This window comes from Qipengyuania marisflavi (assembly GCF_005884405.1).
Classification (GTDB): Bacteria; Pseudomonadota; Alphaproteobacteria; order Sphingomonadales; family Sphingomonadaceae; genus Qipengyuania; species Qipengyuania marisflavi.
Genome location: NZ_VCAO01000002.1, coordinates 358474 through 372602, shown reverse-complemented (window position 1 = coordinate 372602; position 14129 = coordinate 358474). Strand labels below are relative to the sequence as shown.

The following is a 14129-nucleotide window of genomic DNA, read 5'->3' as shown; positions in this document are numbered from 1 at the left end:
GGCCTGAGAGTGGATCCGGGAAGCCACCGAACCCCCGCCGAGCGATCGGCGGGGGTTTTTCTTTGCTCGTCAGCCGGGCACCTTGCCAAACGGCAACATGCGGAAGATGCCGCCGTTCTTGTCGAAGAAAGTGTGTTTCAGCGCGCCCAGAATGTGCAGGCCGATCAGGTAAATAAAGATCTCTCCGCCGGTGGCATGGAGGTCGAAGATCGTCTTGCCCAGTTCCTCATTGGACCCAACTGGCAGTGCCGGAATGGTGAACATGCCGAAGAACTCAACCGCGCGGCCCGCCAGCGAATTTGCCAGCCAACCGCCCAGTGGCAAACCGATCAGCAGCACATAAAACAGGATATGGACAAAGCGCGCCAGCTTCGCTTCCCATGCTTTCAACGTTGACGGCAGCGGTGGAACCGGATGCGTCCAGCGCCACATCAGTCGACCCAGCGTCAGCACCAGAATGGCAATCCCCAGCGCCTTGTGATCGGCGAATATCTCCGCCTTGGCAGGCATTTCGGCATGTTCGGCAGCCTCGGCGATCCGCCAGTTCACGATCACCAAAATCGCGATCAGCCAGTGGAAAATCATCGCGCCAGTGGAATAGCGGCGGGCGGCGGCGGTATTGGTGGTCATAGATCGGCTCCCGTGGAAATATGCGCGCGAACTTAGCTGTTCGCTGGAAAGGGGCAAGCGAGTGTCTTGCGACTTGCGCGCCAGTTGCTAACACTTGCCGCGATGTCGAAGACCGCTAACGTTCCCGATCAGGATGCCCTCAAGCGCGCTGGCGCGGCGGTGAGGAAGCGACTCGAAGCCGATCCCAGCATTTACAAAGTCCCGACCGACAAGGCCGAAATCTTTGCCGTGGGCGATTTCCTGACCCCACTGGAGTGCGAACGGTTTGTGAAACTGATCGACGTGGTGGCCAAGCCCAGCGAGCTGCATCTGACCGCCTATGTCGAGAAATTCCGCACTTCCTACTCCGGCAATTTCGACGCGCGTGATCCGTTTGTGCAATCCATTTCCCGGCGCATCGACGATCTGCTGGGCGTCAATTCTAATTGCGGCGAGACCATTCAGGGCCAGCGCTATCTGCCCGGCCAGGAGTTCAAGCCGCATAACGACTGGTTCTATACCGACCAGGAATACTGGCAGGGTGAGAACAAGCGCGGCGGGCAGCGCAGCTGGACTGCGATGGCTTTCCTCAACACGGTTGAAGAGGGAGGCCACACCCATTTCGTCGAAGTCGGCGCACTGATCGAACCCAAGCCCGGCGTGCTGCTGATCTGGAACAATGCCAATCCCGACGGCACACCGAATCTCGATACGCTGCACGCCGGAACGCCGGTGGTTGCGGGCGCGAAATACGTCCTCACCAAATGGTATCGCACGCGCAAATGGGTGTAGGAAAGCCTGGCTAGCCTGCGAAGGGAAAGCGCAGCGTTGCGTTCAGGCCTTCGGGCTCGAAGTCCATATCGATATCGCCGCCCAGCCCCTGCAAAACCCCGCGCACGATGCGTGATCCCGTCCCAGAACCGCTGGTCTGGGGGTCTTTGTCCGGTGACGGTCCGCCGCGTTCGATCCAGCAAATCCGCATATCATCGCCATCGACCTCCCAGTCGATGCACACCGATCCGCCAGGATCGCTGAGCGAGCCATATTTGATGGCATTCGTCGCCAGCTCATGCAGCGCAAGGCCCACTGGCGTCACCATATTGCGATGCAGTTCGGCGCGCTCTCCGGTCAGCTTGATCCGCCCCTCTGCTGAGGTTCGGTAGGGCTCCATGACGGAATCGATCAATGCCCGCAGACTGGCTGCCTCAGCTGCCCGCCCGCCAGGCGCAATGGATGCCTTGTGAGCCCGTGCCAGCGCGGTAATCCTGTCGGTGATCTTGTCGATGACCGTCGCCACATCACTCTCGTTTCGCGAGGACAGGGAGATGATCGAGGTGATGATGCCGAACAGATTGTGCGTGCGGTGCTGCAGCTCTTCCGCAACGCGTTCCTGCTCCATCGCGCGTTCCCGCGCGTCGAAGATTGCGGTGATATCCCACTGAGATCCGTAGAAATACGCCAGTTCGCCATCATCGTCGAAGATGGGGCCGACATGCAGCGCGTTCCAGAAGCGCGTGCCATCTTTCTTGTAATTGAGGATGTCAATAACCGTGACTTCCTGCGCTTTGATCGCAGCGCGCACCCGCTCGATGGCTTCCGGCGTAGTGTCTTCACCCTGCAGGAAGCGGCAATTCTGCCCAACCGCGTCTTCGCGCGAATAGCCTGTCACATCGGTGAAAGCCTCGTTGACATAGACGATCGGCATATCGTCCTGAAACGGGTCACACAGGCACAGCGCCATCCGGGTCTGTTCAGTCGCCTGAGTGAACAGCTTGGCACTGTCGATGCGCAGATTCTCAGGCTCGACATTGGCTTCATTGTGGACATCACGCTGGTCGATTTCCATGTCGACCTGTTTGCCGACGGATTGCCGGTCGGGAATATCGTCCTTTGACATCGCAATCGTCTTCCAGTCGCTATATCTTCAAGTTGTACGCGCCAAAGCTTCGGCAATCAGACGCCGCGAATTGTCGATGCCGTAAAGAGCGATAAAGCTGCCCATTCTTGGCCCTTGCGGCGATCCCAGCAGCGTCTCGTATAGCGCGCGGAACCAATCGCGCAAATTCTCGAAGCCGAACTCTCCTTGCTTACCAATCTCATAGATCATGGTTTGCAGGTATTCGGCGGTCGTATCGGCGCCTGTTTCGGCCAGCTTCTGGTCAAGCGATGCCAACGCCGCCGCCTCGCCCGAAGTGGGTGCACGCTTGACCAGCGTGGGCGCCACGAAGTCGCGGTTGTAAGCCAGCGCGGTGCCGACCAGCTTATCGAGTTCAGCGTGCTCGGCAGGGTCGGGATTGGCGATGTAATTGCCCAGATAGGACCACACCTGCGACCGGTCAGCGCCCGCGCCCAGCACGCCCACCAGATTGAGCAGCAAGCCGTAAGTCACCGGCAGGCTGTCACCCGCGCCCGGAGCCTCTGCCGCGTCAAACCCGCCATTGGCACGCAGCAGATGCCACGCCGGATTGCCCAGCTGCTTGTCCAGCGGTTGCTTCGCCAGCCGTTCACGGAACTGCCAGTAATCGTCCACCGCGCGCGGGATCACCCCGCCGTGCAACTGCTTGGCGCTTTTGGGATTGGGAAAGATATAGAAGCCAAGGCTCTCTTCGCTGCCATATTCAAGCCATTGCTCTATCGTCAGCCCGTTGCCCTTGGACTTCGAGATCTTCTCGCCATTCTCGTCGAGGAACAGCTCGTAAATCAGCCCGTCCGGCTTGCGCCCGCCCAGCACCTGGGCAATCTTGCCCGACTGCACACCAGTATCGGTCAGATCCTTGCCATACATCTCGTAATCGACGCCCAGCGCCACCCAGCGCATGGCGAAATCGACCTTCCATTGCAGCTTGGCCATGCCGCCCAGCGCGGATTGCTCGACCACGCTGCCATCCTCGTCAGCGAAACGGATCGTGCCCGCAGCGGCATCGACCACTTCAACCGGCACCTGCAACACCGTGCCAGTCGTGGGCGAGATCGGCATGATCGGTGAATATGTCGCCGCCCGTTCCGCCCGCAATGTAGGCAGCATGATGTCCAGAATTTCCTGATTGTGCGCGAGCACATTCTTCAGCGCATCGTCAAATGCGCCGGAATTGTAACGCTCGCTGCCCGCGATAAACTCGTATTCGAACCCGAATCGGTCAAGGAAGGCGCGCAGCTTGGCGTTGTTGTGCGCGGCAAAGCTGGCGTGACCCTGATCGAACGGATCGGGAATACGGCTCAATGGCTTGCCCAGATGGGCGCGCAGCATGTCCTGATTGGGCAGATTGTCGGGCACCTTGCGGAAACCGTCCATATCATCGGAGAACGCGATCAACCGCGTCTTGCCGTCCTCGGGCTTCGCGCCAATCAGCGCCTCGAACGCGCGCCGGACCAGCGTGGTGCGCAGCACTTCCTGAAAGGTGCCGATATGGGGCAGGCCGCTGGGGCCATATCCGGTTTCGAAGATCACGGGCGATCCATCGGGCTTGCTGCCCTGCGGATAGCGTTTGAGCAGCCGCTGCGCCTCCTGAAAAGGCCAGGCCTTGGACACGCGGGCGGCTTCGATCAGGGTTTGTTCGGTCATGATCGCAGCCCTTTGCAGCGCAAAGGGTTGGAGGCAAGTGCTGCACCGACCTTGGACCACCTAAGTGGGGGTTTTGAGAAATATCTGCGCGGGCAATTTGTTTTTGCAAACAATATCTTGCCTGCCAATTGCCAGCCAATTGTGTAACTTTTCGCATCGCGCGGCCTGTAGGCGCTGGTGTCGTAGAGACAGGGGGATCGATCAGTTCTCACCACCCGACCCTAACGGCCGCTCAAAGTGTAGGACATTGTTTTGTTGGCCCATTGGGAGGCGCGAATGCGACGTCGCCGTTTCCCGTCCGTCAGCGATGTGACCGGAAGATTTGCTCAGTGACATTCGACAGGGTGATTAACATGCAAAAGAGCGGTAAGCTGGCGTGTGGGGAATGTGGGACATCTAGAAGATCATCTCTAAAAGAGGACATCCCGCTAACGACCCAATTTCGTACATTCGTTTCTGCGACTGTTAAGGGGCAGCGATGACACCTCCCGAATCTCACACCATCCCCTTCCGTGAAGCGGTCTATGTCTGGGCGCGTATCGCAGCTCTTTCGTTCGGCGGACCAGCGGGTCAGATCGCTGTGATGCACCGTATTCTTGTCGAGGAGAAAAGGTGGATCGGCGAAGAGCGCTTCCTGCATGCGCTCAACTACTGCATGTTGCTGCCCGGTCCCGAGGCGCAGCAGCTTGCCACCTACATCGGGTGGCTCTTGCACAAGACGAAGGGCGGGATAGTGGCCGGGACCCTCTTCGTGCTGCCGGGCTTTGTCGCAATCATGGTGCTGTCGTGGCTTTATGCCCTCTATGGCAATCTTGGCGCAATTGAAGCCCTGTTTCTTGGTCTCAAGGCTGCCGTCCTAGCTATCGTATTCGCGGCCGTGCGCCGGATCGGCAGCAAGGCGCTCAGGAATCCGGCCATGTGGGTGATCGCTGCTGGCGCTTTCATCGCGATTTTCTCCCTTGCCGTGCCTTTTCCGATCATCATCGCGGTCGCCGCTATCGTGGGCTATCTAGGGGGCAAAAGCGGCCTCAAGGCTTTCGAGGCGACTGGCGGCCACGGAAGCCTCGGGGGCACGACTGTAGCCGACCGGGACACGGCACTGGGAGACCACATTCCCGATCACGCTCGACCGTCGCTCGGATGGAGTTTGCGGATCTCGGCGGTGTTCCTCGTGCTGTGGCTCGCGCCTGTTGCCGCACTGCTCATACTGGTGCCGGACAGCGTCTTCACCGAGATCGCCACCTTCTTTTCTAAGATGGCGGTAGTAACATTCGGCGGAGCATACGCGGTTCTCGCCTATGTCGCGCAAGAGGCAGTGGAAAACTACGGGTGGCTGCGGCCCGGAGAGATGCTGGACGGGCTTGGAATGGCAGAAACCACCCCAGGCCCGCTCATCATGGTCACACAGTTCGTCGGCTTCATGGGTGCGGCTCGCAACGCGGGTGATCTGAACCCGCTTCTCGCGGGAACGCTGGCAGCTTTCCTCACAACCTGGGTGACGTTCGTCCCCTGTTTTCTCTGGATCTTCCTCGGAGCCCCCTTCGCGGAGCGAATGAGGGGGAACGTGGCCCTTTCCTCCGCGCTGACGGCGGTTACGGCTGCCGTGGTCGGAGTGGTGCTCAACTTGGCGGTGTGGTTTGCGCTCCACACCATCTTCGCACAGGTTTTCGAATTTCGCGCCGGGCCTTTCCGCTTCGATGTTCCCATCCTCAGCAGTGTCAGCTTACCCGCGCTTCTTCTAACCCTCGCGGCGATGGTAGCGATGTACCGGTTCAAAGCTGGCGCGCTGATGGTAATCGCGGGTTGCGGTGGCGCCGGTATGCTGCACGGTCTTGTTCCGCTGTGGATAGCATGACGCCGGTAGCGCTGACGCTTCGTCAGCTACCCACCCCACATCTGGTCATTAAGCAAATTTATCCGGGCATCAAAAACCGGACGCTTCACTTCTCACAATCGTAGAAGCCTGCTGAGACCAACCTGTAGGAGCTATCCCAAATTCCCCTCCTATGCGCGCCATATCCACCTTAAGTTTGCCAGTAATGTCCGCATTGCGCGGTTGCTGGGGATATTGGCCACGGGCAATTGGCAACGTTCCGTATCCGTTCTAACGACGCGCAATGTCTGCCAATCCTCTCTCCCTCCCTGCGCTTCATGCCAGCCATGCGGGGACCTGGCTGCGCGATGCGCAGGGCGGCACACGGGGGTGTTCCAAGGGTGAGGCGGTGATGGCGGCGGCGGATACGCCGCTGCTGATGCTCAACGCGCCGCTGGTGGCCAACCGGCTGGGCTATCCCGATCTGTCGGGGCTGGATCTACTGGAGCTGTACGCCTTTATCCACCCTGCGCGGTTCTGTGTGCCCACGCCCAAGGGGCTGGCGCATGCGCTGGGGCTGGAGGAACCGTCGGACGATGCGGGTGTGCCCTTGTTGCTGCAACAGGCAGCGGGCGCGTTGATCGCGATGTGCGGCAGCGCAGATTGGGCCGAGCGCGAGGGGGCATGGTCGGCGCTGCAATCGCTGGCGCGGCTGCGCTGGCCGTGGGCGGGCGTGCTGTCCGCGCATATCCGCCAGCCGGAACGCGCTGAGAAATGGCTGTTTACGCGCCTGCCCGAATGGGATGAAACGCCCGAGCGCGCGCAGCCGGCGCAGGTGGTGATCGAGGAACCCGAGATCGAAGCGCAGCTTCAATGGCTGACCGGCGACGGGGCCGAACGGCGCGAAGGGCAGCGGATGTTTGCAAAGAGCGCGGGCAGCGTGTTCGCCCCGCGCGACCGCCAGAAACGCCCGCATATCCTGCTGGCGCAGGCCGGGACCGGGATCGGCAAGACGCTGGGCTATCTCGCCCCCGCTTCCTTGTGGTCGGGCCTTTCGGGAGGCACGGTGTGGGTCAGCACTTTCACCAAGAATTTGCAGCGGCAATTGCGCCGCGAATCCGCACGCGCCTGGCCCACTGTGCGCCCCGATGGTTCGCCGCCGGTGGTGGTGCGCAAGGGGCGCGAGAATTACCTCTGCCTGCTCAATCTGGAAGATGCCCTGCAAGGCGGGTTTGCCGGACGGCCCGCGATTCTGGCGCAGCTGGTGGCGCGCTGGGCCGCTTTTTCGCAGGATGGCGATATGATTGGCGGCGATCTGCCCGGCTGGCTGGGCACGCTGTTCCGCAAGCGCGGCATCGCGGCGCTGACCGACCAGCGCGGCGAGTGCGTTTATGCCGGGTGCCCGCATTACCGCAAATGCTTCATCGAACGCAGCGCCCGCGCCGCAGCGCAGGCCGATCTGGTGATCGCCAACCATGCGCTGGTGATGGTCAATGCCGCACGCGGGCGCGACCCGGCCAGCCGCCCGACGCGGATCGTGTTTGATGAGGGACACCACGTTTTCGATGCCGCAGATTCTACCTTCTCCGCCGCGCTGACCGGGGCCGAGGCAATCGAGCTGCGCCGCTGGATCGTCGGCCCCGAACGCACCAATCGTGGCCGCCGCCGGGGCCTGGCTGCGCGGCTGGCGGATGTCGCCAGCTATGACGAGGCGGGCGGCGAAGCGGTTGCCGCTGCGGTGGAGGCGGCGCAGGAATTGCCCTCTGACGGCTGGCTGGCGCGGCTGGCCGAGGGGATGCCTGCCGGGCCGGTGGAGGCGCTACTCGCGCAGGTGCGCGCCGCGACCTATGCGCGCGATGAAAGCGGCAGGCAGGAAGCTGGCTACGGCATCGAGACCGAAACCGCGCAATTGCCCGGCGAACTGGTCGAGGCGGCGGGCATTGCGGCCCAGGCGCTGGCGGCGATCCGCGCGCCGCTGATGAAGCTGTCCGCCCGGCTGGAGGCAGTGCTGGAAGACGCGCCCGACTGGCTGGACGGACAGGGCCGCGCACGGATCGAAGGCGCGCGCCATTCGCTGGCCTGGCGGATCGACCTGCTGGCCGCGTGGGAGGCGCTGCTGGGGCGGCTGGGCGGACCGGCGGACCCGGAATTCGTTGACTGGCTGGCTGTGGACCGCAATGACGCGCGCGAATTTGATATCGGCGTGCACCGCCACTGGCTCGACCCGATGAAGCCGTTTGCCAAGACCGTGCTGGAACCCGCGCATGGCGTGATGCTGACCAGCGCCACTCTGACCGACCGCGACGACAGCGGCACCGACTGGCAAGGCGCGATGGAACGCGCAGGCACGGCGCATCTGGAACTGGTGCCTGCGACCGTGCAGGCCGACAGCCCGTTTGACTATCCGCGCCGCGCCGAAGTGCTGATCGTGACCGATATCGCGCGCGGCGATATTCCGGCACTGAGCGGAGCCTTTGCGCGGCTGATCGAGGCGTCGGACGGCGGCGTACTGGGCCTGTTCACCGCGATCCGCCGGATGCGTGCAGTGCATGGCCGGATTGCCGACCGGCTCGCCCGCACGGGCCTGCCGCTCTATGCCCAGCATGTCGATCCGATCGACACCGGGACGCTGACCGACATTTTCCGCGATGATCCGCGCGCCAGCCTGCTGGGCACCGATGCATTGCGTGACGGGGTGGATGTGCCCGGACGATCGCTGCGCTGCGTGGTGATGGAAAGCGTGCCCTGGCCCCGCCCCACCATCCTGCACCGCGCCCGCCGCGCCGCCGCTGCTGCCAATCTGGAAAAGGGTGGCGCGCAGAAATATGACGACCGCATCATCCGCGCCCGTCTGGCACAGGCGTTCGGGCGGCTGATCCGCACGCGCGATGATGCGGGCCACTTTATCGTCCTGTCCTCCGCCTTCCCCAGCCGCCTGCTCTCCGCCTTTCCCGAAGGCACGCCGGTGGCACGGCTGACACTTGACGAGGCGCTGGAACGGGTCGCGGCTGGGATTGGGCAGGAACAGGATGCCAGCGCGGCGGACGTGACCGGGTCAAGCGAACCGAAAGCCCGCCAAGCCAATTAGCGCCAAGTCGGTGATTGCGAAAAACCGCAACACGATGCATCAGGAGCGGTGGAAGGTAGCGACAATGAGCGCAAGCGAACCGGCAATAATGGAAGTGATCGCCGATCACATCATGCGCGTGATGTATTTCGACCTGTTCCGTTATGCGGTGACAGCGGCGGCGATGTTCGCGGTCATCTTCATATTCAAAGGCTGGGCCGATCTCCGCCGGATCCAGCAGCGCCGCGCCTCCAAGGGCGATTACGCGCGCGAGATTACCTCATCGGTGCGCACCGTGTTCTTCTTCGGTATCACCACGCTGGCGACACTGTTCCTGCGCGAGGCAGGCATTATCCGCTTCCATTTCGACAGCTTCTCGCCCGCAGTCCTGGCTGTGCAGGCGGCCGCGATGATCGTGGTGCACGACGCCTATTTCTACTGGATGCATCGCGGGCTGCACACGCGCGCGCTGTATCAGGCGACCCATCTGCATCACCACAAATCACGCACGCCCACACCGTTTACTGCCTACAGCTTCTCGGTCTGGGAAGCGATTACCGAAGCCGCTTTCGTACCGCTGTTCCTGCTCGTCACCAGCCTGCTGGGCATTCCCTACATCGGCATGGCAATCCTGATCTTCATCTGGTTCCAGATCATCCGCAATGTGATGGGCCATGCCGGGGTCGAGATCATGCCCGCAGGCTGGGTCGACAACAAATGGGTCGGCTGGATCAACACCACCACCCACCACGATTTGCATCACAGCACGTTCAATTACAATTTCGGGCTGTATTTCACCTGGTGGGACCGCTGGATGGGGACCGAGCATCCGCAGTACAAGGAACGCTTCCGCGCAGTTGCGCAGCCGCTGCGGCGTGCGCGCGATAAAGTCACCGGAGGCGGATTTGCCTGATCACGCTGCGGCTCGGCGCCGATGAAGCTGCTCGGCCTCCTGCGCCATGCGAAATCCGACTGGGGCACCAGCGACAAACGCGATTTCGATCGCGGATTGAATGATCGCGGCTGCCGCGGCGCGCGGCTGATTGGCGAGCATATTCGCGAGCACGGGGTGAAGTGGGACGCGCTGTACGCCAGCCCGGCCCAGCGCGTGCGGATCACGCTGGAACAGGCGCTGCCCGATCTCGCGCCGCATTGGGAAGAACGGCTGTATCTGGCCGGGACGGACACCATCATGGATGTGATCCGAGAGCAGGCTGGTGACGCCGACGCAGTGCTGATCGCCGGCCACAATCCGGGACTGGGCGACATGGTGCTGGAACTGGTGTCCCCCGAACATGAAGACGCGCTGTTTGACGAGGCGAAAGTGAAATTTCCCACCGCCGCCTTCGCCGTGTTCGAGCTGGCCATTGACGATTGGTCACAGCTTGATTCCGAATGCGGCAAGCTGGTCCATTTCGCCCGCCCGCGCGATATCGATCCCGACCTGGGACCCGAATTTTAACGCAAAACGCTCGGCCCGCTGCCGCCCGATGCGGCCGCGTCGTCACGGTTGTACAGCGCACAGCTTTTCAGGCTGAGGCACCCGCAGCCGATACACCCATCCAGATTGTCGCGCAGCTTTTCCAGACTGGCGATCTGCGCATCCAGTCTGACGCGGATTTGCCCGCTGATCGCCTCCCAGTCGCTGGCATTGGGCGTGCGCCCCTGCGGCAGCCCCGCCAGCGCCTGTTCGACTTGGGTCAGTGACAGCCCCAGTCGCTGGGCAATGAGGATAAAGCTGAGACGGCGAATATCGCTGCGGAAAAAGCGCCGCTGATTGCCCGATGTCCGCCAGCTTTCGACCAGCCCCTTGTCCTCGTAAAACCGGATTGCCGACACCGTCAGCCCGGTGCGCCGGGCAAGTTCGCCGATTGGCAGGGGATCGTTCGCTTTCATCGATCACACTGATAGCATTTTCAAAGCTTGACCTCAACCAAGCTTGAGGTTGCATGAGTGTGGGCATCGACCAACCGCGGACCCGCCGGAGCGACATCCCGGCAACCGCACAGCTGAGGAAATGCCCATGGCCACCGGACAAATCGAGCACGTCAATATCACCGTATCCGACGCTGATCGCAGCGCCGCGCTGTTTCGCGATCTGCTGGGCTGGCACGAACGCTGGAGCGGGCCATCGCAATTTGGCGGGCGCACCATCCATGTCGGCAGCGATGACAGCTATCTGGCGATTTACACCAATGACACGGCGAAAGGCGGCTACGCAAAAGGCGCACCGCTCAACCATGTCGGCCTGTCCGTCGCCGACCTGGACGCCGCCAGGCAGGTGGTTAGTGCTGCGGGCCTCAAACCCTTCAGCGAAGGCCAATACGATCCCGGCCCGCGCAGCTTCTATTTCTTCGACTGGGACGGCATCGAATTCGAGGTGGTCAGCTATGAATGAGCCGATTTTCCGCGAACCGCCATTCCGCTTCAACTGGCCTGATCGTGCCCACCGGCAGGGGGATGCGCCGCGTCGGGATCGACCTGATCGGGTGCGGGCCATTGCTCCTCACGCAGCACCTCGCCCGTTTCCAGCAGGGTCTTGAGGTTCGACAGCACACCGGGCCACCCTTCGCGGACGCCCTTATCCATCTTCGATCCGGGCTCCAGATCGCTGTGCGTTACAGTCAGCTTGGTATCCGGGCCGAGTGCAATCAGCTCATACGTCACCAGCGAGCGTTTTTCGGGCCGGTCGTAATCTGCCGGTGACGCCCAGCTCCATACCATGCGCCGGGGCGGGTCCATCGCAACGACTCGCCCCCGTATATCGACCTTGCCGTCACCATCGCTACGCACATGCTCCCACGGGACGCCCGCCTGCCAACTGGAATCGTTGGTATGCCCCCAATACCGTCTGGTCAGTTCTCCATCGGTCAACGCGTTCCATACGGTGTCGATATCGGCGCGTATGAAGATGGCATAGACGAAATCCGGCGCAGACTGCTGCCCTGTGTCGCTACGTGTTGTCTCGGCTTCAGGCACGGCGTTTCTCCTTGTCCTGATCACGGTTTTCGATGTCTTCGGCAAAGCCCGCCAGCGCCTCGATCCGCACGTCTTCGAACTTGCCGACCCAGCGGTGGACGATCTTGGCCAGCGGTACGGGATTGAGGTAATGATGCTTTGACCGCCCGCGCCATCGCACGGCAACAAGCTCCGCAGCTTCGAGCACGGCGAGATGCTTCGCCACCGCTTGCCGGGACATCGGCAAATCCTCGCACAATTGCGTCAACGTCAGGCCGCCTGCCCCGAACATCCGGTCGAGCAATTCGCGGCGGGTGGGGTCGGCGAGCGCGTAGAAGATATCGGTCATGCCATTGCTATATGCAACCAGATGGTTGCATATCAATACAGCTTCAGGCGTTGCCCACCACGAAGCACGCCGCCGCGACCAGCGCGCCGGTCCAGCGATTGGCGCGGAAGCGGGCGAGCGGATTGTCGGGATCGGCGGGGTCCAGTGTCACCACCTGCCACGCCAGATGCGCCGCCGCCGGGGCCAGCGCCAGCAGCGCAATCCAGTCCGCGCGATAAAGCCAGAATGCCAGCGCCCACAGGGCAACCGCGCCCAGATAAAACAGCGCCACGCCGCGCTTTACGCCCTCGCCCAGCCGCAGCGCGCTGGAGCGGATACCGACCAGCGCATCGTCCTCGCGGTCCTGCAGCGCGTAGATCGTGTCATAGCCTATCACCCACAGCGCCGCGCCCGCATACATCGCCGCCAGCGCATCCCAATTGTCGCTGCGCAATTGCGTCCAGCCAACCAGCAACCCCCAGGTGAACACCAGCCCCAGCCACGCCTGCGGCCACCATGTGATCCGTTTCATAAACGGATAAGCCGCCACCAGTGCCACACTCGCCAGCGCGACGATCTGCGCCAGTGGCCGCAATTGTAACAGCACCACCAGCCCGATCAGGCACAGCAGTCCCAGCCAGCCCCACGCCAGTGTCTTGGGCACCCGCCCACTGGCCACCGGACGCGCAGCCGTGCGCGCGACTTTACGGTCAAGATCGGCATCGACGATGTCGTTATATACGCACCCGGCCCCGCGCATCGCGATACTGCCCAGCAGCAGCCAGCCGAGCAGCGCGACCTGCCATCCCGCACCCGCCAGCCATACGCCCCATACGCAAGGCCAGAACAGCAGCCACCAGCCAATCGGCCGGTCAAACCGCGCCAGCTGCGCCAGATCGCGCGGCAGCTGGGGCAAGCGCGCGACGATGCCGCGATGTTCGCTGTCGGGGACGATGGTGTCTGTCATGGCTTGCTTCCTATCCGCCGTATCGCCAAGTGGGAAGCCATGCCCGCCACCCCCGCCTGGCCCCCGAAAAGCGCACCGCGCCTGTTTGTCGAGACGCCGCTGGCGCTCGGCGCGCCTGTCCGGGTGGAGGGCAATCCGGCGCATTACCTGACCAAGGTGATGCGCGTGGGGATTGGCGCGGTGGTTATCCTGTGTGACGATGTGACCGGCGAATGGGCGGCTGAGGTTACAGAAGTCGCCAAGCGTCATGTCACGCTGGAGCCGACTACGCTGCTGCGCGGGCGTGAGGCGGTGCCCGATTTCTGGCTGTGCCCGGCCCTGCTCAAGAAAGACCGTTTCGACCTCGTGCTGGAAAAGGCGACCGAGCTGGGAGTTAGCGCGGTGCATCCGGTGATCACCCGCCGCTGCGTCGCCGACAAGCTCAATGCAGACCGCGCGCGCGCCATTGTTACCGAGGCTGCTGAGCAATGCGCCCGCACTGCACTGCCCGGTCTTGCCGCGCCGGTGAAGCTGGCGGCGCTGCTGGCGGAATGGCCCGCAGAACGCACGCTGTTCTTTGCTGACGAACTGGGCGGAGAGCCCGCTGCCGCCGCCTTTGCACAGGCCAGTGGCCCCGCGGCGCTGTTGATCGGGCCTGAAGGCGGCTTCGACGATGCCGAGCGTGCCGCGATCCGCGCGCATCCTGCGGCGCGCGCCATTACCCTTGGGCCGCGTATCCTGCGCGGCGAAACTGCGGCGCTGGCCGCGACTGCGCTGTGGATGGGTACGGCGGGCGACTGGCAGGACGCCCAAGAATAATTGTCTGGCGCGCTATGTATGCGTTGC

The 14129-nt window shown here is 62.7% G+C and carries 14 protein-coding genes; 7 read left to right on the top strand and 7 right to left on the bottom strand.

The features are described 5' to 3' along the window. Positions 1 to 69 precede the first annotated feature (69 nt). Positions 70 to 630, bottom strand: a complete 561-nt coding sequence (locus FEV51_RS06380; RefSeq protein ID WP_138617069.1) for a cytochrome b — start codon at positions 628 to 630, stop codon at positions 70 to 72. 102 nt (positions 631 to 732) lie between these two features. Here FEV51_RS06380 and FEV51_RS06375 point away from each other — a divergent pair, with 102 nt between their 5' ends. Further along, on the top strand, positions 733 to 1401 hold the full coding sequence (locus FEV51_RS06375; protein ID WP_138617067.1) for a prolyl hydroxylase family protein: 669 nt from the start codon (positions 733 to 735) through the stop codon (positions 1399 to 1401). Between the two features lie 10 nt (positions 1402 to 1411). Here the strand turns inward: FEV51_RS06375 and FEV51_RS06370 are convergent, their stop codons facing one another. After that, positions 1412 to 2506 (bottom strand): PAS domain-containing protein, encoded by a 1095-nt coding sequence (locus FEV51_RS06370; protein ID WP_138617065.1) that lies wholly within the window; start codon positions 2504 to 2506, stop codon positions 1412 to 1414. Positions 2507 to 2533: 27 nt separating this feature from the next. Beyond that, positions 2534 to 4171 carry a lysine--tRNA ligase gene (locus FEV51_RS06365; protein WP_138617063.1) on the bottom strand — a complete coding sequence of 546 codons (1638 nt, stop codon included), beginning with the start codon at positions 4169 to 4171 and terminating at the stop codon, positions 2534 to 2536. Positions 4172 to 4649: 478 nt separating this feature from the next. Between FEV51_RS06365 and chrA the strand changes: the two genes are divergently transcribed. The 4 genes from chrA (at position 4650) to FEV51_RS06345 (ending at position 10513) form a co-directional block, all read left to right on the top strand. Further along, positions 4650 to 6026, top strand: coding sequence for a chromate efflux transporter (gene chrA / locus FEV51_RS06360; RefSeq protein ID WP_138617061.1), 1377 nt, complete (start codon positions 4650 to 4652; stop codon positions 6024 to 6026). Between the two features lie 262 nt (positions 6027 to 6288). Further along, positions 6289 to 9072, top strand: a complete 2784-nt coding sequence (locus FEV51_RS06355; RefSeq protein WP_138617059.1) for an ATP-dependent DNA helicase — start codon at positions 6289 to 6291, stop codon at positions 9070 to 9072. A gap of 64 nt (positions 9073 to 9136) precedes the next feature. Next, positions 9137 to 9964 (top strand): sterol desaturase family protein, encoded by an 828-nt coding sequence (locus tag FEV51_RS06350; RefSeq protein ID WP_138617057.1) that lies wholly within the window; start codon positions 9137 to 9139, stop codon positions 9962 to 9964. 21 nt (positions 9965 to 9985) lie between these two features. Next, a complete protein-coding gene (locus tag FEV51_RS06345; protein WP_138617055.1) occupies positions 9986 to 10513 on the top strand; it encodes a SixA phosphatase family protein in 528 nt (175 codons plus the stop codon). Here FEV51_RS06345 and soxR read toward each other — a convergent pair. After that, entirely contained in the window at positions 10510 to 10947 is a 438-nt protein-coding gene (soxR, locus tag FEV51_RS06340; protein WP_138617053.1) for a redox-sensitive transcriptional activator SoxR, read from the bottom strand. The genes FEV51_RS06345 and soxR overlap by 4 nt on opposite strands. Positions 10948 to 11074: 127 nt before the next feature. Between soxR and FEV51_RS06335 the strand changes: the two genes are divergently transcribed. Beyond that, the gene (locus FEV51_RS06335) at positions 11075 to 11449 is read left to right on the top strand and encodes a VOC family protein (RefSeq protein ID WP_138617051.1); all 375 of its coding nucleotides are present in this window, start codon (positions 11075 to 11077) and stop codon (positions 11447 to 11449) included. Positions 11450 to 11478: 29 nt separating this feature from the next. Here FEV51_RS06335 and FEV51_RS06330 read toward each other — a convergent pair whose 3' ends face one another. From FEV51_RS06330 to ubiA, 3 genes are read right to left on the bottom strand one after another with little or no spacing between them, the layout of a single operon-like run. Beyond that, positions 11479 to 12030: an SRPBCC family protein gene (locus FEV51_RS06330; RefSeq protein ID WP_171033055.1), complete on the bottom strand. Its 552-nt coding sequence runs from the start codon at positions 12028 to 12030 to the stop codon at positions 11479 to 11481. Next, the gene (locus FEV51_RS06325) at positions 12023 to 12358 is read right to left on the bottom strand and encodes an ArsR/SmtB family transcription factor (RefSeq protein ID WP_138617047.1); all 336 of its coding nucleotides are present in this window, start codon (positions 12356 to 12358) and stop codon (positions 12023 to 12025) included. Before FEV51_RS06325 ends, FEV51_RS06330 begins: the two co-directional genes overlap by 8 nt. Positions 12359 to 12401: 43 nt before the next feature. Then, entirely contained in the window at positions 12402 to 13304 is a 903-nt protein-coding gene (gene ubiA, locus FEV51_RS06320; RefSeq protein ID WP_138617045.1) for a 4-hydroxybenzoate octaprenyltransferase, read from the bottom strand. Between the two features lie 39 nt (positions 13305 to 13343). Between ubiA and FEV51_RS06315 the strand changes: the two genes are divergently transcribed. Next, positions 13344 to 14102 carry a 16S rRNA (uracil(1498)-N(3))-methyltransferase gene (locus FEV51_RS06315; protein WP_138617043.1) on the top strand — a complete coding sequence of 253 codons (759 nt, stop codon included), beginning with the start codon at positions 13344 to 13346 and terminating at the stop codon, positions 14100 to 14102. Positions 14103 to 14129 lie beyond the last annotated feature (27 nt).

Bases quoted from the DNA above. Each gene is read 5' to 3' on its own strand.
- FEV51_RS06350 (WP_138617057.1), top strand. From the start codon at position 9,137: ATGAGCGCAAGCGAACCGGCAATAATGGAAGTGATCGCCGATCACATC.
- FEV51_RS06380 (WP_138617069.1), bottom strand. From the start codon at position 630: ATGACCACCAATACCGCCGCCGCCCGCCGCTATTCCACTGGCGCGATG.
- FEV51_RS06375 (WP_138617067.1), top strand. From the start codon at position 733: ATGTCGAAGACCGCTAACGTTCCCGATCAGGATGCCCTCAAGCGCGCT.
- ubiA (WP_138617045.1), bottom strand. From the start codon at position 13,304: ATGACAGACACCATCGTCCCCGACAGCGAACATCGCGGCATCGTCGCG.
- FEV51_RS06325 (WP_138617047.1), bottom strand. From the start codon at position 12,358: ATGACCGATATCTTCTACGCGCTCGCCGACCCCACCCGCCGCGAATTG.
- chrA (WP_138617061.1), top strand. From the start codon at position 4,650: ATGACACCTCCCGAATCTCACACCATCCCCTTCCGTGAAGCGGTCTAT.
- FEV51_RS06355 (WP_138617059.1), top strand. From the start codon at position 6,289: ATGTCTGCCAATCCTCTCTCCCTCCCTGCGCTTCATGCCAGCCATGCG.
- FEV51_RS06335 (WP_138617051.1), top strand. From the start codon at position 11,075: ATGGCCACCGGACAAATCGAGCACGTCAATATCACCGTATCCGACGCT.
- FEV51_RS06365 (WP_138617063.1), bottom strand. From the start codon at position 4,171: ATGACCGAACAAACCCTGATCGAAGCCGCCCGCGTGTCCAAGGCCTGG.
- soxR (WP_138617053.1), bottom strand. From the start codon at position 10,947: ATGAAAGCGAACGATCCCCTGCCAATCGGCGAACTTGCCCGGCGCACC.
- FEV51_RS06370 (WP_138617065.1), bottom strand. From the start codon at position 2,506: ATGTCAAAGGACGATATTCCCGACCGGCAATCCGTCGGCAAACAGGTC.
- FEV51_RS06315 (WP_138617043.1), top strand. From the start codon at position 13,344: ATGCCCGCCACCCCCGCCTGGCCCCCGAAAAGCGCACCGCGCCTGTTT.
- FEV51_RS06345 (WP_138617055.1), top strand. From the start codon at position 9,986: ATGAAGCTGCTCGGCCTCCTGCGCCATGCGAAATCCGACTGGGGCACC.